This is a genomic window from Deinococcus sp. JMULE3, assembly GCF_013337115.1.
Lineage (GTDB): Bacteria > Deinococcota > Deinococci > Deinococcales > Deinococcaceae > Deinococcus.
The window spans coordinates 1-20,468 of sequence record NZ_SGWE01000002.1 but is presented as its reverse complement, the minus strand read 5'-3'; the positions used below and the strand labels follow the sequence as shown (position 1 = coordinate 20,468).

Annotated in this window: 20 protein-coding genes; all 20 read left to right on the top strand. The window is 69.6% G+C overall.

Annotated elements, in window-relative coordinates:
- Positions 1-148: 148 nt before the first annotated feature.
- The 20 genes from EXW95_RS01450 to EXW95_RS01355 all read left to right on the top strand — a co-directional run bounded on the left by EXW95_RS01450 (position 149) and on the right by EXW95_RS01355 (position 20,457).
- Positions 149-841: a hypothetical protein gene (locus EXW95_RS01450; RefSeq protein WP_078305716.1), complete on the top strand. Its 693-nt coding sequence runs from the start codon at positions 149-151 to the stop codon at positions 839-841.
- A 42-nt stretch (positions 842-883) separates the two neighbouring features.
- Positions 884-1,318 (top strand): DUF4326 domain-containing protein, encoded by a 435-nt coding sequence (locus tag EXW95_RS01445; protein ID WP_078305715.1) that lies wholly within the window; start codon positions 884-886, stop codon positions 1,316-1,318.
- A gap of 40 nt (positions 1,319-1,358) precedes the next feature.
- Positions 1,359-1,787, top strand: a complete 429-nt coding sequence (locus EXW95_RS01440) for a hypothetical protein (protein WP_058979406.1) — start codon at positions 1,359-1,361, stop codon at positions 1,785-1,787.
- A 303-nt stretch (positions 1,788-2,090) separates the two neighbouring features.
- Complete coding sequence (locus EXW95_RS01435) at positions 2,091-2,546, top strand: hypothetical protein (RefSeq protein ID WP_078305714.1); 456 nt, start codon at positions 2,091-2,093, stop codon at positions 2,544-2,546.
- A 68-nt stretch (positions 2,547-2,614) separates the two neighbouring features.
- Positions 2,615-2,938 (top strand): hypothetical protein, encoded by a 324-nt coding sequence (locus EXW95_RS01430; protein WP_144012362.1) that lies wholly within the window; start codon positions 2,615-2,617, stop codon positions 2,936-2,938.
- A 37-nt stretch (positions 2,939-2,975) separates the two neighbouring features.
- Positions 2,976-3,656: a hypothetical protein gene (locus tag EXW95_RS01425; protein WP_078305712.1), complete on the top strand. Its 681-nt coding sequence runs from the start codon at positions 2,976-2,978 to the stop codon at positions 3,654-3,656.
- Between the two features lie 151 nt (positions 3,657-3,807).
- Positions 3,808-4,596, top strand: coding sequence for a ParB N-terminal domain-containing protein (locus EXW95_RS01420; RefSeq protein WP_174366045.1), 789 nt, complete (start codon positions 3,808-3,810; stop codon positions 4,594-4,596).
- Positions 4,596-4,883 carry a hypothetical protein gene (locus EXW95_RS01415; RefSeq protein WP_078305710.1) on the top strand — a complete coding sequence of 96 codons (288 nt, stop codon included), beginning with the start codon at positions 4,596-4,598 and terminating at the stop codon, positions 4,881-4,883. The genes EXW95_RS01420 and EXW95_RS01415 overlap by 1 nt, the downstream gene beginning before the upstream one ends.
- 34 nt (positions 4,884-4,917) lie before the next feature.
- A complete protein-coding gene (locus tag EXW95_RS01410) occupies positions 4,918-5,664 on the top strand; it encodes a SprT-like domain-containing protein (protein ID WP_205684184.1) in 747 nt (248 codons plus the stop codon).
- A 35-nt stretch (positions 5,665-5,699) separates the two neighbouring features.
- Complete coding sequence (locus EXW95_RS01405) at positions 5,700-7,220, top strand: AAA family ATPase (protein WP_078305708.1); 1,521 nt, start codon at positions 5,700-5,702, stop codon at positions 7,218-7,220.
- Positions 7,221-7,296: 76 nt separating this feature from the next.
- Positions 7,297-8,796: a VWA domain-containing protein gene (locus EXW95_RS01400; RefSeq protein WP_240501493.1), complete on the top strand. Its 1,500-nt coding sequence runs from the start codon at positions 7,297-7,299 to the stop codon at positions 8,794-8,796.
- 46 nt (positions 8,797-8,842) lie between these two features.
- A complete protein-coding gene (locus tag EXW95_RS01395) occupies positions 8,843-9,955 on the top strand; it encodes a hypothetical protein (protein WP_058979767.1) in 1,113 nt (370 codons plus the stop codon).
- A gap of 81 nt (positions 9,956-10,036) precedes the next feature.
- Positions 10,037-10,441, top strand: a complete 405-nt coding sequence (locus EXW95_RS01390) for a hypothetical protein (RefSeq protein WP_144012361.1) — start codon at positions 10,037-10,039, stop codon at positions 10,439-10,441.
- Positions 10,442-10,649: 208 nt separating this feature from the next.
- Positions 10,650-11,261 (top strand): hypothetical protein, encoded by a 612-nt coding sequence (locus EXW95_RS01385; protein ID WP_078305706.1) that lies wholly within the window; start codon positions 10,650-10,652, stop codon positions 11,259-11,261.
- A gap of 105 nt (positions 11,262-11,366) precedes the next feature.
- Complete coding sequence (locus tag EXW95_RS01380; RefSeq protein ID WP_078305705.1) at positions 11,367-12,101, top strand: hypothetical protein; 735 nt, start codon at positions 11,367-11,369, stop codon at positions 12,099-12,101.
- A 94-nt stretch (positions 12,102-12,195) separates the two neighbouring features.
- Positions 12,196-13,161 carry a ParA family protein gene (locus EXW95_RS01375; protein WP_078305704.1) on the top strand — a complete coding sequence of 322 codons (966 nt, stop codon included), beginning with the start codon at positions 12,196-12,198 and terminating at the stop codon, positions 13,159-13,161.
- Positions 13,158-14,108 carry a ParB/RepB/Spo0J family partition protein gene (locus tag EXW95_RS01370; RefSeq protein WP_078305703.1) on the top strand — a complete coding sequence of 317 codons (951 nt, stop codon included), beginning with the start codon at positions 13,158-13,160 and terminating at the stop codon, positions 14,106-14,108. Before EXW95_RS01375 ends, EXW95_RS01370 begins: the two co-directional genes overlap by 4 nt.
- 393 nt (positions 14,109-14,501) lie before the next feature.
- Entirely contained in the window at positions 14,502-19,685 is a 5,184-nt protein-coding gene (locus EXW95_RS01365; protein WP_078305778.1) for an N-6 DNA methylase, read from the top strand.
- Between the two features lie 40 nt (positions 19,686-19,725).
- The gene (locus tag EXW95_RS01360) at positions 19,726-20,205 is read left to right on the top strand and encodes a hypothetical protein (RefSeq protein ID WP_078305702.1); all 480 of its coding nucleotides are present in this window, start codon (positions 19,726-19,728) and stop codon (positions 20,203-20,205) included.
- On the top strand, positions 20,206-20,457 hold the full coding sequence (locus EXW95_RS01355; protein ID WP_078305701.1) for a hypothetical protein: 252 nt from the start codon (positions 20,206-20,208) through the stop codon (positions 20,455-20,457). It begins immediately after the preceding gene.
- The last annotated feature ends 11 nt before the right edge of the window (positions 20,458-20,468 follow it).

The following is a 20,468-nucleotide window of genomic DNA, read 5'->3' as shown; positions in this document are numbered from 1 at the left end:
ACGCGCCACGTGGATGGACGAGCAGCACGCCAACACGCGCCTGAATCAGTTACGCCGAACTTGACCGGTGGGGGGAGGCCACGTGCCTCCCTCCCTTTCTTCATGCTCCGCCAGTCGTGGCCCGCGCACCGCGGGCCAGGCCGCGCGCATGAGCCCACCCAACCTCATCCTGCACGCCACGACCTGCCTCACCCTCCTCGGCCTCACCGCGAAAGCCGCCCTCCGGGCCCTGGAGGACTCGTGGCAGATCCTCGACGCGGAGACAGGCCGCGCCCTCGGCACCCTCCAGGGTGACCGGGTCACCGTGGACGCGGCTGCCCTCCTCCCGGAGGAACTGGACCGCTGCCTTGCCCCTCTGCTCGGCCCCCCACTCGCCACGCGCTTCCTCCAACAGTCTCCCGCCGCGAGCGGCGACTGGTTCCTCTGCGTGCAGGGTGGACACGAGATCTCCCTGCGCGCTCGGGATGACACGGTGCTCGCCAGCGGCCACCTGTTCGAACCCACGAGCGGCGTCCTGTTCGCCACCGTGAACACCTGGAATCCCTTCCTGCACACCCTGCTCCCTGCCCCTATCCCGGTCGGGCCGGGCAGCAACGAGAAGCAGGCACGCCTGCTCGATTGGCGGACCCTGAACGTCACGCCCAGCATTACTGACCCGGACACGCTCGCCTTCTACATCTCACGGACGGCACTCGACGCGACCGGGCACGATCACCCGTACCCGTACGGCTGCTGGTATGACCCGGGGCACGCGGCCACCCGCACCGTGCTCCTCCTCTCGCAGGCGCTCACCCTGGAGACAGGTGAGAGTTGGCCGCACGGCCGCGCTCCGTATGTCTGACCCAGTCCTGGCCCCACCCCTGCGTGGGGCCGGTCTGGCGTCATGCTCATCACCGTCGGCCGCCTCGGCGATTCCCACGACACTGGACACATCGAGTACGTCGGACGAGGCCGGGGCAGTGTCCTCGGCAACCCCCTGCCCGTCATCGGACGGAGCCGCTGGACGAGTGAGGCCGCCGCGTGGACGAGTCACCTGATCCACGCGACGCACCTCACGGGCACCGAACGCGAGCAGGCACAGCGGGCGCTGCACCGCCTCGGCTTCGAGCAGGGAGAGGCAGCCGCGCTGTACCTGCACGTCCTGCGGGAGCAGTGCCGGACGGATACCCCACAACGCCGTGCCGTGCTGCGACTCACCGCCCTCGCCACGCAGGGACCCGTGCACCTCCAGTGCTGGTGCACACCCAGACCCTGCCACGCTGAGCACATCCGCGCGGCCATCCTCGGCTACGCGCAGACGCTCCCCCGCCCCGCCTGAACAGACCTGGCCCCGGCACGGCCGGAGCCACGCGCCGGGCATGGACCCGTACACCCTGACCCTCGCCCCTGAAGACACGTTCGAGGTAACGGCTTTCGAAGCGGCCGAGTACTGCACCCCCAACGGGCACCGCCTCGGTCGCGCCGACGGCAACGGCTTCCTCGACCTCGCCCTGCTGACCCGCGAGGACCGGCAGGTCATCCGCGCCCCCGCCCGCCTGTTCACCGCCGATGTCCGCCGCGCCGCCCAGAAGGGCTGGGCCGTGTGGATCATCCACCTGCACGACCAGGCCCCACGCGGGTACGAGGTGCTCGGCGTGACCATCGTCACCCCAACCGATCAGGCCGCCGACGACCTCACCGACCAGCTGCAGGCGGCCGCCACGCCCCGCGACTGGGAGGACGTGATCGCTCCCATCCGCGGCGCGCTGCTCACCCCGCTCAGTGCGTACTTGACCGGCGAACCCTGAGCTGCACCAGGACTCCAGTGTTCGGCGGGGCATGGGCGGGGACGGCGGCGGGCGCACGGCGCGCCCACCGCAGCCCGGCAACGCCAGACCCGGAACGCGCCGCGGGGTGGCTGCACGCAGTCCGCAAGCGGCCTGCGCGCGAAGGCGGCAATCCACCACCGACAGTCGTAGACCCCCTGGATCGCCCCACTCCTCCATCACGCGGGAGGAGAAGGGACCGGGGTGGCGCACGCCGAACGCCCAGTGCGAGACCCCCGCTCACCGCTCCAGTCCTGGCCTGCGCCCGCAGGCCACGTCCCTCCCATGCTCAGCCGATTCGATCTCGTCGCCGATGGTCCCGATGGCCCGAACACCTGGCAGTGCGCGGTCTACGCTCCCAGTGTCACGACCGCCTTGCAGGCCGCCCGCGCTGCTGGGTATGCCGGGACGAGTGCCTGGGACCTCGGCCAATTCGAACGGGCGGAAGGCATGACGCCCTTCGTGCTCACCCCCTCTCAGGCGTGGGACGTCCGGGGTGAGCGGCACGCATCGTTCGGGCGTGCCCAGCTCCTCTCCCCCCTTCTGCACGTCCACCTCCCTCCCGGAGAGGTCGGCACGTCCAGTGAACTGCTCACACGCTGCACCTTCCCACCGGACGTCCAGGCCCTGCTCGAAGCGGACACGGGGAGCCCGGGCGAGGTGCACTGGATCTGGATGCACGGCGAGCTGCTGGGACGCCCTGCTGATCAGCCCGTCCGGGTTGTGGCACGACCCTCGTGACGCGCTGAGCGGCCCGGCGACCTGCCCGTGAAGTGCTGGCCCCCTGCGTCGGGGGCCACCTCGTCTGCATGACCGGGGACGAAACACTGAGTGCGCAGCTGGACCGCCTGCGCGAGAGTTATGACGACGCGATAGAGGCGCTGGCCGAGCAGTTCGGCCTGATGTGGACCGAGATGCACCCACGGGATGCCACGGCGCAGGGTGTCTGGCCACGCCTCAGCATCGACGCCACGCCAGAGGGCACCATCACCTTCCAGGGTTTCCACTTCGAGTTCCGGACGTGCGTTCCCCTGGACTGCCGAGGGGCGTTTCTCGCGGCGGCCATCGCCCACCTGGACGCGTACCCTCGCCACGCGTACGACTGGCAGGCGATCCCCGAAGCGGACGACTGAAGCTCTGGCCCCCGACCCCGGGGGCCACCTCGCCCGCATGAACGGAATTCAAGCAGCTGGAGGTCGCCGACTGTGCGGCAGTGGACGCACCGCCGGGGAACTGTACCTGGAGTGCGGCCTGATGAAGGGCGGCTCGCCCATCGAGGACCGCCTGATGGACCTGCCCCTTGAGGTCGACCCGGTTGAGATGGGCGTCAGTGCCATCGGTATCAGCACCTTCACGGACGAGCACGGTGTCACGCATGTCCTGGACTGGGTGGGCGCAGACTCCTACCCGGAGATGGCGGACTTCATCGAAGAGGCGCGCCGCAAAGGCGTCAGTCGAAAGGTCAGTCGCACCGCGCCCCTGGGGGATCTCACCGCCCAGAGTTGCCTGTACCTCCTGCACCCTAGGGCCGTCGTCAAGAACGCGAGCACGCTCACCACCCCCGACGGATTCGCCTGCCCATGCGGAAAGGGGCACACGGCGCAGGAGGGCTGCATCGGTCTGGGCTGGCACGTCGCGCCGAACGCCGGGCCCGGCCAGCGCCGACTGGCGGACGGCACCTACCCCGTCAAGGCACCCCTCTCCCCTGCCCCGGACTACGCGCTCGGCGTGTTCATGGTCGTGCCCATCACGGCCCTCACCGTCATCCAGCACCCCGACCCCAGCGTCCAGGCCGACCGGGAGAAGCGGGCGGGACAGAGCGGCCTCCCGGTCTTCGTCGCGCAGGAATAACAGACCGGGGTGGCGCACGCCGGACGCCCAGTGCGAGGTGCCCGCTCCCGCTCGCACTGAGTCCTCCGGCCTCTTCCAGCAGTGGTGGCCCCCGGACACCCGGGGGCCATGACATTCGTATGCCGACCGATGCCCCCCACCCCTGCTCAACGTGACCGTGCCCACGCCCTTCAGCACCGCCGTGCCCGTCGACGACCTCACCGAGGACACGCACGGCGCCAGCAACCACCTCAAGGGCGCGCTGCGCTGCACCGGGCAGCTCCAACCCATCGTGCTGGAATCCCTGCCCAGCGGCGAGTACCGCATCCGGGATGGGAATCGCCGCGTCGCGGCCGCCCGGTCGCTCGGCTGGACGCACGTGCAGGCGGACGTGTACGCCGGACTGACCGAGGCGCAGTGGGCCCTGGTGGTCGCCGGGGTGCACAACCGCAGTGCCAACCCCGTGGAGGAAGCCCGTCTGTACGGCACGCTCACGCAGACGCTCACCGAGTCGGGCATCGCCGCGAACACCGGCGTTCCCGTGCAAGTCATCCGCGCCCGCCTGTCCCTGCTCAGTCTGCCGGGCGACGTCCTGGACCTGATCGGGACGCGCACCCTGAGCCTGAGTGTCGCCGAGCGCGCCGCGAAACTCCGGGGCGTGCACGCCGAGCGGGCCGTGCGGGAGATCCGGGAGGCGGCCCAGGCGGGCAAGCCGTTCACGGCCGCGCAGCTGAAGGTGGTCACCGTGGCCCGTGCCAGCAGCCTCGGGGCGCGCCTCATGGCCGCGGCGCCGCCCCCACCCACGCTGCTGCCCCCAGAGACGATCCTCGCCGAGGAAGTCCGGGCGCTCTGCGAACGGCGGGGCGTGAGCGTGCAGGCCCTGACGCAGGTGCTCACCGGGTCGGTGCCGCCCGTGACCCCCGTGCAGGCGGCGCACGTCCACCGCGCCGTGGTGCACTGATGGCCCCCACACCACGCACGAAACGGAAGACCCGGACACGGCAGGGCACCCTGCACGAGTCCCTCTACCCGGCCGTGCGCCGCATGTACCCCACCGCGACGCGAGTCGTGCGGCACGAGCGGCTGACCACTCACGGCCGCCACCGCCGTCCGGTGCTCGACGTCACGCTCGCCGCGTTCGACGCGCAGGGCCGGACACTCATGGCCCTCCGGCCGGAGGAGATGCCCGAACTCCACGACGCGGTGACGGCCCGGCATGGTCCGGGGTACGTCTCCCTCGACCTCTGAGGTCGTCACCCCCACGCCCCGCAGGGTGTGGATTGTGCAATCCAATCCCACCCCGCAGGCCTACGCGGAACTTCAGACCGCGTTCGATCACTTCAATGCCGCCCTGTTCGCGGGGACGCTCCCTGCGGCACTGATCACCCTGCAACGCAAGCACAAGACGTCGGGGTACTTCAGTCCACGGCGGTTCGTGTCCGCCAGTGGCGCGGAAGTGCACGAGATCGCCTTGAACCCGGCGTACTTCGCGGTGCAGCCACTGGAAGCGACCCTCGGTACCCTCGTGCACGAGATGGTTCACCTCTGGCAGTTCGAACACGGGAAGCCAGGCCGCCGGGGATATCACAACCGGCAGTGGGCCACCCGCATGATCGAACTGGGCCTGCATCCCTCCACGACGGGCGCGCCGGGCGGGCGCACCACCGGGGAGTCCATGTCGGATTACATCGTGGAAGGCCCGTTTCTCACGGCGTGCCGGGCGCTCCTGGCGACCAGTTTCGTGGTCACGTGGTACGACCGGCTGCTGCCAGCAGCTGCACTGCACGTGGAGGCCCCCACGGTTGACTTGGAACCAGAGTCCACCGCCGTGCCGGGCGTGGAGTGGTTCACCCTGACGGCACCCCCCTCACCCGTCCGCGCGTCCATTGAACCGATCCCGGTGCAGCCCAGGCGACCCACTCGGGTGAAGTACCAGTGCCAGACGTGCCAGGTCCAGGTGTGGGGGAAACCAGGCCTGAACGTGGCGTGCCTGACCTGCAACCAACCGCTCAGTGCCGCGCAGGACTGAGCGCTGGCCCACCGCGGGTGGGCCACGAGACGAGCATGACCATCAACACCAGCAGCGTGTTCTCCTTCAAGACGGCGAAGTTCCCTGGGCTCGGGAAGGGCGGCCGGGTGCAGATCCCACAGCATCTGCACAGCCAGCTCGACACGTCCAACCGGATGCGCATCATCCCGTGGGCTGCGGCTGAAGCAGTCGCCCAGGTCCTGCTGGGCCGCGTGGAGGCTGAACGCATCCCCAACCGCCTCACCGTCCAGACCATCGACAAGGACGGGCAGCCCGTCCTCATGGCCTCCCACCCCGCCCAGGCGACGTGGGTGAATGCCGGGCAGACCGTGCGCCCGTACATCCTCCTGATCGCCGAAGCCCAGCTCGCGGCCAAGCACACCGAACTCGCCGAACGGTGGGGTGCCCTCCTGCACACCATCGACCAGCACGCGGTCACCCTCCCCGCCACTGAGGATCAACTGGCCACGCTCAGCCACACCGCTGAATTCAAGGATGATCTCCAGCGCGTCCTGGACACCCTGTACTACACCGGGAAGCTCTACGCGGATACCTGCTCCTGGATCACCGGGCCCCTCTCCGCCCCCAGCGCGTGGACGCACTCCCCGGTCCTCCTCGGGCAGTCCCCCCGCCAGCCCGGCGAGCCCGGTGCGGATCTCAGCGAGGAAGGCCGCCTCACCCGGCGGGCCGCGTACGGCATCCGCGCCCTGCTCGTCGGCCCCACCGGCTGCGGGAAGACCGAACTCGGCAAGCGCGTCGCCCTGTCCACCGGTTCGACCATCGTGTCCCTCAAGGGCCGCCCCGGTCTGGAGGACCGCGACATGATCGGATTCATCTCCCCCACCCTGCAGGGCGCCCGCTGGGTGGACGGCCCGCTCGCCCGGGCCATGCGCCTCGCGCAGCAGGGCACGCGCACCACCCTCCTGATCGACGAGCTGCTCCGCCTGGACGCGTACCACCGCAACGCCCTGATCGGCCTGCTCGACGACGTCAGCGCCACGGAACTCAAAGCCACGCTGGGCGTCGACGTGCCCGACGGGCGGTACTACACCCTGGATCTCCCCGGCGCCGGTGAAGTCCTGTACGCCCCGACGCGCCTGCTCAGCGTCCTGTGCACCACGAACGCCGGCAGCTCGTACACGCAGAGCGGCGAGCTCGACCCCGCCCTCCTGCGGCGCTTCCAGCGTGTCATGTTCGTTTCCTACCCTGCCGAGGCGGTGATCATGCCGGTCTACGCGAAGGCGGCCACACCTGGGACGGCGCGTGTCGCGTACGCCCTGGAAGTGGCCACACGCAGCATGACGGTCGACCAGGGGCAGCTGCTCGCCCGGCCCATGAACACCGGTGTCACTCTGAACTTCCTCGCGGAAGTGCAGGACCTCGTCCAGGCGGGCCTCTCCGAGACCAACGCCTTGCGCGAGGCGCTGCTCGTCACCGTCACGCCGTTCTGCTGCGAGTTGACCGACGAGGGCCTGCCCGACCCGGCGGCCGTGAACGCCCTGAAGGCCCGCCTAGAGGAACAGTTCCGCAAGGGCCTGCTTCACAAGGCCGCGTGAGGCGGTGGCCCCCTCCGGGGGGCTTTCTTCATGTGGGGAGTTCTGGCCCCCAGACGCTGGGGGCCACGGTATACGCATGACCCAGCAGAAATGGTGGCAGACCCCCCGCATTCAGAAGTGGGCGTGGGACGCCTGGCGGTACTACTCCTGGCGGCCCACCTACCGCCTCACCCTCACCCCCAGCGAACCGTCCGCCTACGTCGACATGGTCAATCACGTCGTCGTGTGCAACCCCGAGTACCCGTACCCGCCCCTGCACCTCGCCCGCCACGTGCGTGGCCTGCCGGCGGACCTGCACGAGTTCCAGCAGACCTACCTCGAATCCCTCATCGCGCACGAGGCCGGGCACACGCACCACTCCGGCCTGCTCCCCGCGGGCCTGCACGGCCAGCTCGTGAACATGCTCGAGGACGAACGCATGGAGCGCCTCACCGCCGTGGACTTCCCGCACCTCACGGCGCTGTTCCAGCTGGCAGCGGACGTGGACGCCGCGCACGCCATCGAGCAGGGTGGCCTGGGCGGGGACGTCCTGCGTGGTTGCCTCCTGCACCGCTTCACCTGCCACCACCCCATCTGGTCCTTCACGCCCGATCAGGCGGACGCAGGCCTGTGGCCCGAGGTGAAGGCGATCGTGGAGGAGGCCTGGGTCGCCCCCACGTACGACGCGGTCGTCGACGCCGCCCGGCGCATCCTGCAGATCCTGAATCTCCCCGAGCAGGCGCCCGAACGCGAGGAGTTCCGTTTCTTCCTCGATGGAGGTGGGCAGGCCCTGCTGCCGCAGACACCCGGTCCATCCCTCCAGGGGAGTGCCGCTGGAGACGGGCCCGGCCAGTTGCACGGTGCGGAGCCCCGCCCGATCAAACCGGAGGTGGATCCGCAGGTGACGCCCCGCGCCGAGCACCTCCAGGCCCAGGTGCAGGGTGAGGCCCGCCGCCTCGCCGCAGCCCTGTGCCCCCCGGCCCTGCCGGACCGGACGCAACCCAGCCGCGACCGAGGCCGCTACCGGTACGACCGGCACGAAACGGGCAGCGAGCGCCCCTTCGACCTGAAGGTCGGCGTGAAGCGTCCCGGTCCGGCGCACCTGCGGCTCGCGATCGACGTGAGCAGCAGCATGAATTACCAGGATCGACTCGCGCACGCCCGGCGCATGGCGTTCATCCTGACGCTGGCCGCGCAGCAGAGCGGCACGCCCATCCTGGCCACTGCGTTCGCCGATGATGCGCAGCCGCTCATTCAGACGGGCACGCTGCCCACCGCCGCCCTGAATGCCGTGGCGGACCTGCAGGCGTACGGCAACACCCGCCTCGCCCCCACACTCCAGGGCCTGTGGTCCCCCGTCCTGCCCGGCCGGAGTATCACCGTGATCCTCAGCGACGGCGCCCTCATGGAGCGTGATTACACCCAGTGCGCCCAGCTGCGCGCGCGGCATGATGGCCTCGTCGTGCCGATCCTGCTCGACGTGCAGCCGGACGTGGCCGCCGCGTACGAGCGCGCGTTCGGCCCCTGCGTGCTGATGAGCGATCCGGCTCAGCTCACCACACACGTCCTGACATTCCTGCGCACCCTGCTCCGCTGAACCCGGCAGGAGTGGCCCAGCCAGAGGGCTGGGCCACGGGAGGCGTATGAGTCTCACCACAGCCATCGATGCCTGCGACCTGCGCGCCCTGATTGCCACGCACTGCGGCGCACCGGCCGCCCGGGGCCTCGGCACCAAGGGCGGCACCATCCATGATCCCCGCCCCGGCATGCAGGAAGCCGACCCCAGCTTCAGCGTCTGGCGCAACCGCGCCGGAACGTGGATGTGGAAGAAGCGCGGGCGCAACGCCGGGAGCGGTACCGCCTACACCTTCCTGATCAGCCTCGGCTTCAGCGGCCCGGACGCCCGGGCGGAACTCCTCCGCTTCACGGGCACGCCCGATCAGGGCTTCACGCCCAGCACCGCGACCGAGAAACCCCCCGTGGACGTCCTCGCACTCGCGCAGGAGGCACTGGCGGACCTGCGCGCGGTCACACACCGGGATGCGGAGGCCCTCCGCCGGCGGCTCACCCCCCTGCACGAGGACCATCCGGCCGCGAAAGACCTCGCCCGGCGCGGCCTGTGGCCCCCCAGCGAACTCGACGTTGCCGCCCTCGGGAACGACCTGGTCTTCGCCGTGCGGGGCCCCACCGGGCGCGTCGTGAACTTCAAGCGTCGTGTGCACGGCGCGGCGCGCAGCAAGTACTCCGTCATGGTTCCCGGCCACGGCACGCCCGCCTGGTGCAACCCACGGTACGGACAGGCCAGCCGCCTCCTGGTCATCGAGGGTGAACTCAACGCAGCCGCGGCCTGGCGAGTCATCCGGGAGTTGGGGTTGGACTTCGACGTGCAGGGCCTGCCCGGCACCGACACCACGCCCTTCCTCGACGGCCTGGACCGCGAGGTATGGGTGTACGCCGACGCGGACGAGAGTGGCGAGCGTATGCGGGCCCGCATCCAGGACCTCGCATTCCGTGTGGGCGCGCCTCGCGTGCGGCAGATCCCCGCCCTCGCGGAGGGGGACTTCTGCGACGTGCTCGGCCGCGCCGGGGTGCTGGCCCTGGCTGACGTGCTGCACGCTGAGCAGCACCAGGACGTGGAACCGGACTCCCTCGCCCTCTGGCCGGCGCAGCTGGAAGTGCAGCACGCCGCACGCCTCACCCCCCTGCTCGGCGTCACGCAGGATTACGCAGGCTGGCCCCTGATGGCCCGCTCCTGAAGCGAGTCTCAACTCCGCTCCCACGCCCCCCACTTGACACGGTGGGGGGCGTGTTGCTCTTCATTGAGCATGATCAAGGTGATGACCAGCAAGGATGGACCCGTGTGTGCCGCGTACCGCTGGCCGATCGGCGAGGCGATCGTCGACGCCTTGCGCGCCATGTACCCCGCGCAGCGCGTCTGGATGGTCCCCAGCACCGCCGCCGAGGTGGAGAAACTCGGGCTGGAAGTCCTGACCACCGTGCAGGACACGGAACGGGCTGACGCGTACCGGGTGGCCATCCAGGGTGAGCGCGTGGAGCGCGCCCTGCACCGCCACACCCTGCGCGGCCTGGTCCGCCGGGGCGCGGTCTTCCACAACGGCACCGCGACCGGGGAAGCGACCAGCATGGAGGAAGCCGAGCGACTCGCCCGGGAGACGTACGACGAGGCCGTCCCGAAACTGAACCTGAACCTGCGCGATCTGCTCGGCCTGCCGCCTCTCTAGGCGTGGCCTCCTGGCGGAGGCCAGGTCAGGGTCATGCACCCCACCCGACTCCGCCGCGAGAGCGCCCCGCACCGTGCCCCCCGCAGTCTCCCCCACCGGCCCAGCCCGCACCAGCCGCGCCTCCCCCACCGATGATCCCACCACAGGCCGCACGCGAACCGCGTGCGGCCACGTCCTGCATGGAACGACCTTCCACCAGGAGACCCCCATGATCGAGATCCCGAAGACCTTCGAAGAGCAGGCCGCCCAGCGCATGACCCTCTACGCGGACGCCCTCCACACCCATGGCGTGTTCCCCGGCGCGCCCCTCGCGTTCGTGGGTGTCCTCACCACCGGCCTACCCGGCGAGGTCATCGAACTGGCCCTGATCACCCCGGGTGCCGAGCACGTCTGGCGCGCCCAGCCACTCGGGCCCATCGAGGGAGGTGCGTACCGGCGGCATGGCCTCACGACCCTGGACCTCGCGAGCGAGCCACCCTTCACCCAGGTGTACCCGCAAATGCTGGAGGCCCTGCGGTCAGCCGGTCCAGTCACCCTGATCGCGTGGACCGGGCGCTTCATCACGGCGGCCGTGGCCGCCAGCCTTCCACTGGGTACACCGCCCCTGACGCCACTGGACCTCCAGGCGATCGTGGACGAGCAGGACCGGACACTGAATCCGTACGCGCGGTACCTGCCGAGCCTGCCCGGCATGGGGTACACGGTCGAGACGCCGCAGATTGACCCGGCCAGTGCGCTCAGTCACGCGCGCGCGCTCCAGGCCGTCACGGCAGCGCTGCTGGAGCGCCGCTCCACACGAACCATCCCACCCCGCTGGTGATCCAGCACGTGTAACTCAAGGAAGTGGCCGCAGGTGCGGCCAAATTTCCCTTCGAGAACGTCAGTGATGGCCTGTCCGCGATGCGGCCCGGCCCCGCCAGCGCGCATGTTGTATTTCGCGAGCACGAGCAGTGACTTGGACGACCTGGACGCCCACCCGGACATTGGGGTGATGACCGGACCGCGCGTGGGTGGACTGGGCAGCATACTGACGTCCCAGCGCCCCTGGGCGTCGGACTGCGACGCCCTGAGCAAGCACGGCTTCCACTATGACGAGTTCGTCGAGCACCTGCGGCGCGTGCACGACCCGGAGTTGATCGCCCGCTGCCAGTTCGTGGTGGTCCCCGATGTCCCCGGTTGCGGACGCAGCACCCTCGCGGCATTCCACGCGGCCGCGCCGGAACTCGCCGAGCTGGGGTTCCCCCTCGCGTACTGCCTGCAAGACGGTGCAGAGGAACTGGAGTTGCCGCCCTGCGACGTGGCCTTCCTGGGCGGCAGTGACCCCTGGCGGGAGGCGGTGGGGGCAGCGCTCCTGGAACGGGCGAACGCCGAGGGCCTGCGAACCCACGTGGGCCGCGTGAACAGCGCGCGGCGCGTCCGGCACCTGAGTTTCTGCCATTGCGACAGCGTGGACGGCACGTACGTGGGCTTCCGAGGCGTGGAGCGGGGCGCGCGGGAGATCGGGTCGTGGCTGCGGGGCGCGGCGGATGAGAAGCTGCTGGGCGCGGCGGACCTGCGGGCCATGACGCTGGACCCGGCGCGCGTGGCGCACTGGCGGGAGCGGCGTCGCCCCGCCCCGCGGTGGGGCGAGATGAAGCCCGGCACTGAGCGGCTGTTCTGAGGCATGCACGGGGCACCTTGTAAAAAGTGTTCAACATTTGTACCTTACTCTCGTGCCCCGAAAGAAGCGGACCCCAGATCAGCGACCGGAGGGCGTGGTGCTCACCTCTCAACTCCGCCAGCAACTGCCCGCCGTCCTGAGCGCGGTGCAGCGTGGGCAGGAGTTCACCCTGAGGCACTACGCCACCGACGTAGCCCGCATCGTTCCCCTCACGACCGTACCCAAGGAGACCCCCATGCGCCCCACCATGACTGTCCTCGCCACCTACAACCAAGCTGGCGGCAGCGGCAAGACCAGCCTCACCCGCGACCTGGGCTACGCACTCGCCACTCGCGGTCACCGGGTTCTCCTCATTGACGCAGACCCCCAGGCCAGCCTCACGCGGTGGCTCGGCCTCTTCCAAACCCCTGAAGACGGCTCGGTCCCTACAGCCCTGAGCGTCCAGGCCACCATCCGCCAGGTGCTCGACGAGACCGCCGACACCCTCCCTCAACCGATCCCAGCCTTCGACATGGACGTCATCCCCTCGAACCGCCACCTCAAAGGCGCCGAACTCTACCTGAGTGGACAGCTCCCCGAAGAACAGGGCCGACTGCGCCGCGCCATTCAAGCCCTCAGTCACCGCTACGACTACGTCCTGATTGACACACCCCCCGCGGACAACGCTCTCGTCCTGGCCTGCATTGCCGCAAGCGATCTGATGATCATGCCTGTCACCGGCTCAAAGGGCCTGGACAACATCGACAACGTCAGCCGGGTCATTCGGCAGGCCCGTGCCATCAACCCGGGCCTGAACTTCGGTCTGTTCGTCGTCACTGGCTACAACAAAAATCTTCTCCACGACGCCGAGGTATACGACGCCCTGACGCAGGTGTATGCCGATCTCGGCCCCACCGCGCCGCCCATCGCCTTCCGCCCCGGCATCTACAAGGATGCGCCCAACGCGATGCAGCCCGTCGCGGTGTACCGACCCAAGAGTCCGGCCGTGCAGGAGATCAATGCCGTCACGGACGCGGTCGTGCATGCTGCCGCCCGCCAGGCTCAGCTGGTGGCCCCATGAGTGGTCGGCGTGGCCGGCCAGGTGGTCTCTCCCTGCACGACCAGCAGATCCGTGCGCAGGCGTCAAACGACGAACTGAATCAGGTGGTGAAGGCAGCTTACGCCTCAGGCGTGCACGAGATCTCGCTCAGCGAGATCGACATCACGGGCGACTGGAACCCTCGAGGCAGCCTTGGGAATGACCCATACGGCGAGGCGGATCTCGCAGGCCTGATGGCGGCCATCCAGGAATACGGCCAACTACAACCAGTCCTGCTGCGCCCCCACCCTGACCGCACTGGTCCCTACCGCTACCAACTGGTCGCTGGGTGGCGGCGGTACCACAGCCGCCGTCTACTCGGTGACACCGTCGTCCTTGCGAGCGTCTACAGCTTCCGGGATGATCAGCTTGACGCGCTGTCCACGTTGGAGAACACGCAGCGTGAGGAACTCGATCAGTTCGAGGTGGTGCGCGGTGTGTTCCGGACGCTCGCCGCCCAACTGAATGTCGAAATGGATGCCCTCCCTGGCTTGATGAGCCGCGTCCTGAAGACGGGCGAGGATCCCCACGACCTGCAGGATAAACTTAAAGTCCTTACCAGTGCCAGTCTCTCTACCTTCAACACCAAGTACGCCCGCGTGCTGCGGTTGCGCCCGGCAGAGATTCGTGCGGTGTACGGCCGGACGGTGGCGCCCACTGTCGCGCTGGAACTTGTGCGGCTAGGAGAACGCCCGGAGCGGTCCACCCTCCTTCAGCAGGCCGTCGATGGTGCCTGGAGCACCCGAACCGCGAAGGACCGTGTGAACGAAGTCCTCAAGGGTGCACAAGAACGCCCTGAGGTCTATGACGCTGCTCTCCGTGTCACCCGGCATCTGAAACCCGCCCGACTCAATGCGCTCACCACCGCGCAGCAGGCTCACGTGCACGACCTGCTTCGCCAGCTTGAGGAGGCGTTCGCGCCATCCTGAGCCAGGCCTTGCCGAGATGAACAAGAGGAGGCGATATCGCCTCCTCTCAAGCTATTAGCCTTTTCCGGTTCGCTCTTGCATCCCAGGGTTGATGCGCGTCAACCCAGCTTCGTACCCCGGGGTTGATGCGCGTCAACCCAGCTTCGTACCCCGGGGTTGATGCGCGTCAACCCAGCTTCGTACCCCGGGGTTGATGCGCGTCAACCCAGCTTCGTACCCCGGGGTTGATGCGCGTCAACCCAGCTTCGTACCCCGGGGTTGATGCGCGTCAACCCAGCTTCATACCCCGGGGTTGATGCGCGTCAACCCAGCTCCATACCCGGGGTTGATGCGCGTCAACCCTGTTGTAAGGAAGCTATGGCCCGTGACCAGGTCACGGGCCCAGTCGGGCACATGTCACTGATCAGTCTGTTTGATGCCGTCACGCCCGCAGCCCAGCCTGCCCGCAAGGCCAGCCAGGGCAAGGTCAAGAGCAAGGGCGCCGCACACCCCACTCAGGCCGCCCCCGCTGTGATCACAGTGGATCCAGCCCTCGACGCATTCCGGATGCGCTCCGCGCCGACGTACGCTCCCGCCTCCAGCGCCGAACCCTACGGCGTAGAGGCTCTGCCCATCGTCAGCACGGACGCTCGCCTGAAGGCCAACCAGGCCGTCCGCGACATCCTCGCCCGCGGCGTCACCCCGGCCGATCACGCCGCTCTGCGCGCCTGGAGTGGTGAAGGTGGCCTCGGCGAGCACAGCGCCAGCACCAGCGCCTTCTACACCCCCGGCGAACTCGTGCAGGTCGCGTACGACCTCAGCCAGGCGCTCGGCAGCACCCGCCGCATCCTCGAATTCAGCTGCGGTGGCGGCGCCTTCCTCGCGCGCGCCCCCAAGTTCAGTGACGTGGTCGGCGTGGAACTCGACGAGACCAGCGCCGCTGTCGCGCAGGCTCTGCACCCTCACGTGACCGTCTGGAACGCCTCCTTTGAGACGTACACCACGCAGAGCGAGGACGCCCCGTTCGATCTCGTGATCGGCAACCCGCCCTTCGGCACACGCGGCGCCCAGGCGAGATTGCACCGCCCCGACCTCCGGCAGGCGCACTGGTACTTCGTCCTCGAAGGCCTGCGCCGCGTCACCCCCGGCGGCCTGATGACCGTTGTCGTGCCCGAGAGCATGTTCCGCGTGGACAGCGACCGCCCGCACCGCGAGGCGCTGATCGACCTCGCGCACCCCCTGATGCTGTCCGCCGTGCCCGAGGGGGCCTTCCGGGCGGCTGGGGCGGGCGTCACTACCGTCCTGCTGGTGCTGCGCCGCCACGATGCCGGCGTGGCCGAAGCACTGAACGCCCTCACGCATGAGGAGCAGGCCCAGCTGCGCGAGCAGCGCCTGACGCACAGCGGGTACCTCCGCCAGATCGTGAACGGGGAAGGCGTCTTCTACCGCAGCGGGACCGAGTGGAAGCTCCAGTACGCCGGGGAACCCCTCGGCACGCCCCGCCACCAGGCCAAGATTGCGGACGGTCGCTTCGGCGACCCCGTGTACCCCGGTGGGCTGCGCGTGGACCTGGAGACCCTCACCAAGCAGGCCAGTGCGCGCGTGAACGACATCCTCACGCTGCCCGGTGCGCTCGCGGCCATCCAGACCCTGCTCGGCACAGACGTCGAAGCCCGTGCCCGGCAGGCCCGCCCCCAGGCGCACCCCATCACGGACGGAGAGACCAGTGCGTGCGGCACGTACCGCTTCCAGGGCGGCCGCTGGCAGTACGGCTCGCACCTGAGCAACCCCGCCGTACTCAGCGCCCTAACCGTCGCCCAGGCCATCACGGCGGCCCGCAGTGGCCAGCAGCACGCCGCGCGCGACACCGCCCTACGCCTGCACGACACCCACCTGAGCACGCACGGCGCGTACGACCTGACCCTGCTGCGCCGCGCCGCGAAATCAGCGCCCGCCCTGCACGCGCTCGTCGAAGCGAACGGGGACGTCCCGGCCCTCCTGACCGAACTCACCGACCGGGAGCCCCCCATCACGCCCGGCACGATCGGCGAGGTCGCCCAGCAGCTCGAAGCGTACGGCCTGCTCACCATCACGAGCCTCGCCCGGTACGCTCAGGTCACGGATGGGGACGCCGCCGCGCACCTGCTCGCCCAGTACGCCTTCACCGGGCACACCTGGGAGGCGGCCAGCACGTACTACCGGGGCCGCGCCCACGAGAAGGCCCGCCTCGCCGAGACCCTGGCCGCCGATCACACCGGCACCGAGCGCCAGGCCCTCCTGCAGCAGGCGCAGACCTGCCGGGAACGCGCCCTCTGGGTGGACATCACAGACATGACGCTCGAGGCGCGGGACCCCCTGATCCCCGAGCACGTCCTGGCCGACTGGGTGAACGCCAACCTCGGGACCTGCGTGGCCGTCAAGCGCAACTCGTGGGACGCCGACGGTGCGCCAGTGAACCTCATCCAGGCGACGCGCGGTGAACACGGTGTCACCCTGCGCCTGCGCAACGCCCTGGACGACGAGCTCGCCCTGAAGGAGCGGCAGGCCATCAGTCCTGGGCGCGTGCGGGAACTGGAGGCGTACCTGAACTTCCGCACGCCGGTCGAACCGGTCGTGAACCAGGACGTGAAGACGCCCGAGCAGATCACGGCCGAACGCCACGCGCATCAGGCCCGCGCGGTGCAGTTCGAACGGCAGCTCGCCGCGCACTTCCGCACGTGGCTGCTCGGCAGTGAGCACGTGGGCACGGTGGAACTCACCCTGAACGAGCACCGGTACGGCCTGCTGACCGCCACGCCCGACCTGCGCCCCCTGACGCTCCCCCGGTACCAGGGGCCGCTCGCGCATCCCTTCCAGGCCGGACACGTCCGCGCCGCCGCGCGTATGGACGGCGTCATCCTGGACTTTTCAGTTGGGCTTGGGAAGACGTTGACCGCGCTGATGCTGGCTGAACTGCTTCTCCAGTCTGGCCGCGCCCGCCTGCCCGCGGTGGTCGTGCCGCTCTCCCGCCTGGGGGACTGGGTCATGAACGCCGCCACGGCCCTCCCGGGGTTGCGGATCAGCGTGATCGGCGGGGAACCCGTCCGTGCGCCGGACGGCAGCGTCGCGCTGGACGAGGACGGCGAACCCAGGGTCCTGACGGACACCGGAGACCGCCGCCGCGCGAAGATCGCCGCGCTGCTCACCAGCCCCCCGGACCTCGTGATCATGACGTACGAGGCCTTCGAGATGATCCCCATGCTCGAAGAGACCCGCAAGAAGTACGTACAGAGCGACGAGACGCTGATGAGCGCACTGGCCACCACAACCACGTTCGACGAGCGGCACCGGAAGATGGGTGGGCACCGCGCGCTCGCGGCCGGCGAGAAGTTCACGCAGCGGCACCTGGGGCGCGTGAAGGTCGCCACGAGCACCGACGTGCCCTTCGAAGCGCTCGGCATCGACGCGGTCCTGTGGGATGAGGCGCACGCCCTGAAGAACACGTACGCCGCGCCCGCCGTGTACGGCGACTCCAGCCCCAAATTCCTGGGTGGAGGAGGGGAGAGTAACCGCGCGCTGGACGGCAACCATAAGGCCCGCTTCATCCGCGAGCGTGGCGGGTGCACGGTTGCCCTGAGCGCCACGTGGTTCACCAACAGCCCGCTGGAGATCTGGAACATGCTCTCCCTCGTGACCGACGCGCTGCCCGCGTACGGCATCACGAACGTGCAGGCCTTCACCGCCCGCTTCTGCGTGATCGAACCCCGCCTGATCACCCTCCCGGAAGGTGACGTGGAGTTCCGCTCGTGCGTCGTAGGCTTCCGGAACCTCGATGAGTTGCGCGCCATCATCGGCCAGCACGTCATCCGGGAGACGGAGGACACCTGCCAGATGCACGACCGGGTGGGCATGCCCCTGCCGCCCCTGACCACCGTCGAGCACCTGTTCGACCTGCACCCGGTCGTGCAGGACGAGTACGACGCGGAGCAGGCCACCATCAGCGAGGCTGAGAGTGACGGGGAGAAGCACCTGTTCTCGATCTTCTCCCGCCTGAGCAAGCTCACCCTGCACCCCCCGCTGATGAACGTCCAGGCCCCGAATGCCCGTTTCGCGGCGTGTGTCGAGGCCTGCCTGGCCGCGCGCGCCCAGGGGGGCCGGAATGTCGTGTTCATGTACACCGGCGGCGAAGGCGGCATGACGTACACGGCCCTGCGCGACCAGCTCATCGCGGCCGGGTACCCCGCCGGTGAAATCGAGATCATCACCGCGAGCACGCACCAGGGCGGGGAACGCCTGACGGTCGAACGCCGGTTCCGCCGTGGCGTCCTGACCTGCGTGATCGGCAGCAGCGTGATCGAACAGGGCGGCAATTACCAGGGTGCCACCGACCTCCACCATCTGGACTACCCGCACCACCACATGGCGTTCGTGCAGCGCATCGGACGCGGCCGCCGCCAGGGCACCTGGGTGAAGGAGATCCGCAACCACGTGTACTTCGCCCGGGGCAGCTTCGACGTCATCCGCTTCCAGAACATGATGGGCAAGAAGGGCTGGGCGCAGCAGGTGTTCGACCCCACCCTCACCAGCTGCGAGAACACCGACGTGGGCTTCGACGGCGAGGAACTGGCCGTCATGCTCAGCCGCAACCCGGACGCCACCCGCCACGCCATCCGCGCCAAGCGGGAGGCCCGGCAGGCGGAGAGTCACGCCGCGAGCCTGCTGGCAGACCTCACGGTCATCCGCGAGTACCTCGAAGCGCTCAGCCTGCTGGAGAAGCGCGACCGGACCGCCCGCAGCCGCGAGCACGGCCCGAGCACGCAGGACGTCGCCGGGATCAATCGCCTGGTGACCGCCCTGCGCGGCCTGCACGGTCAGGTGCAGGCCCTGCGCGCCGTGGCGAACCCCATGGCCGCGCTCACCCGCCTTCAGCAGCCGATCCTGTGGGTGGAGGGCCTGCCCATCCACGCCGGGCTGACGTTCGAGCACCAGGGCAACCCCGTGACCGTCCGGGACCTGCGCGGCGCAGACACGGGCATCCGGGTCACGGACGTGGGCGGGAACGTGGACGTCATCGCGCACGTGGACCTTGCCAGGGCCCGGCACGTGCAGCCCACCCGCGTGGAAGGCGCGTACGGCGCGGAAGGCCTCACCCGCCTGCGCGCCGAACTTCAGGAGCGCATCCTGAGCGCTGAAGTCGCGCCCCAGACACCGGCTCAGCCTGCGGTCCCCATCGAGCTCGCCCCGGTGCCGGAGATCCAGCCTGTTCCGGCCGTCGCGGCAGCAGACCCGGTGGGGGAGACCATGCCCACCCCGCGCCCCGCACCCGCTGTCCGGACTGTCCAGCGCCCCCCGCTGCGCCTGCGGTACGGCCTGACCGTCACCGAGCAGCTCCCCACCCGCCCCGCGCAGGTGTACGCCATCCAGGGCGACACGCTCACGCCCGGCGCGGTGGACGGCTGCCCGCTCGTGATCGTCGAGTACCGCGCCGAGCGGGACGTACGGATGGTCACGCTGGTCCTGCCCGACCACACCCGCGCGGAGCAGACCCGCACGCTCCTCCGGCAGCACGACCCCCGAGTCCGCGCCCGGATGGATCAGCTCCTCCTCGCAGCCATCTGATCAGGAGCTCTGGCCCCCAGCAGGGGGCCACGCGGGCATCATGCACACCACCACGATCTCCTTCCACCAGCCCCAGCTGCCCCTGAGCACCACCCTGACCTACACGCCCGACCCACAGCAGGACTTTGTCGCCGACCACACCCTGGGGACCCTCACCCCGGAACCCACCCCCACCAGCGTGCCCATCCGGGACGGCCTGCACTTCACGCCCGCCTGGAGTGAAGCGGACGAAGCCCGCGTGCGGATCACGTTCCTGGGGTTCACCCCCGAACAGGCCCTGCGGGAAGCCCGCACGGACGTGATGCGCGCCGCGCGCCGCCGGGCCCTGTGCGGCGTCACGTGGCACGTCCAGCGGATCACCTGCCGGGTCACGAACGCCGCCGGGGAGGACCTGGCCTGCCGCACGATCGGCGGGATCTCCAGTGACCTGAGTGGCGGGGCACGCGCGCAGCTGGAGGGGGACCTCACGAGTGAAGCGCTCGCCGAGGCCCGTGACTGGGCCATCCTGGGGCTGAACTGAGTGCCCGGCCAGGACTCGCCCGGTGAGCCCCCCACGACCTTCACCCTGGACGGCCTGAACGCGGGCGACCTGGTGCGCGTGAACGACCGGTGCCCGCACCCGGAATGCCACGGGGAGATCGGCATCATCGATTTCATGTTTCTCGCGCGGCCCGAGTGCGGCGCCCCAGCGGAATTCGTGCTGGACATTCGGGGCTTCTTCACGCCCCTCGAACGGGCACACTTCGATCCGCTGCCCCCAGATGATCAGTGATGGCCCACCCG

Bases quoted from the DNA above. Each gene is read 5' to 3' on its own strand.
- EXW95_RS01395 (WP_058979767.1), top strand. From the start codon at position 8,843: ATGAGTCTCACCACAGCCATCGATGCCTGCGACCTGCGCGCCCTGATT.
- EXW95_RS01435 (WP_078305714.1), top strand. From the start codon at position 2,091: ATGCTCAGCCGATTCGATCTCGTCGCCGATGGTCCCGATGGCCCGAAC.
- EXW95_RS01360 (WP_078305702.1), top strand. From the start codon at position 19,726: ATGCACACCACCACGATCTCCTTCCACCAGCCCCAGCTGCCCCTGAGC.
- EXW95_RS01415 (WP_078305710.1), top strand. From the start codon at position 4,596: ATGGCCCCCACACCACGCACGAAACGGAAGACCCGGACACGGCAGGGC.
- EXW95_RS01440 (WP_058979406.1), top strand. From the start codon at position 1,359: ATGGACCCGTACACCCTGACCCTCGCCCCTGAAGACACGTTCGAGGTA.
- EXW95_RS01425 (WP_078305712.1), top strand. From the start codon at position 2,976: ATGAACGGAATTCAAGCAGCTGGAGGTCGCCGACTGTGCGGCAGTGGA.
- EXW95_RS01400 (WP_240501493.1), top strand. From the start codon at position 7,297: ATGACCCAGCAGAAATGGTGGCAGACCCCCCGCATTCAGAAGTGGGCG.
- EXW95_RS01405 (WP_078305708.1), top strand. From the start codon at position 5,700: ATGACCATCAACACCAGCAGCGTGTTCTCCTTCAAGACGGCGAAGTTC.
- EXW95_RS01385 (WP_078305706.1), top strand. From the start codon at position 10,650: ATGATCGAGATCCCGAAGACCTTCGAAGAGCAGGCCGCCCAGCGCATG.
- EXW95_RS01380 (WP_078305705.1), top strand. From the start codon at position 11,367: ATGTTGTATTTCGCGAGCACGAGCAGTGACTTGGACGACCTGGACGCC.
- EXW95_RS01370 (WP_078305703.1), top strand. From the start codon at position 13,158: ATGAGTGGTCGGCGTGGCCGGCCAGGTGGTCTCTCCCTGCACGACCAG.
- EXW95_RS01445 (WP_078305715.1), top strand. From the start codon at position 884: ATGCTCATCACCGTCGGCCGCCTCGGCGATTCCCACGACACTGGACAC.
- EXW95_RS01450 (WP_078305716.1), top strand. From the start codon at position 149: ATGAGCCCACCCAACCTCATCCTGCACGCCACGACCTGCCTCACCCTC.
- EXW95_RS01365 (WP_078305778.1), top strand. From the start codon at position 14,502: ATGTCACTGATCAGTCTGTTTGATGCCGTCACGCCCGCAGCCCAGCCT.
- EXW95_RS01390 (WP_144012361.1), top strand. From the start codon at position 10,037: ATGACCAGCAAGGATGGACCCGTGTGTGCCGCGTACCGCTGGCCGATC.
- EXW95_RS01430 (WP_144012362.1), top strand. From the start codon at position 2,615: ATGACCGGGGACGAAACACTGAGTGCGCAGCTGGACCGCCTGCGCGAG.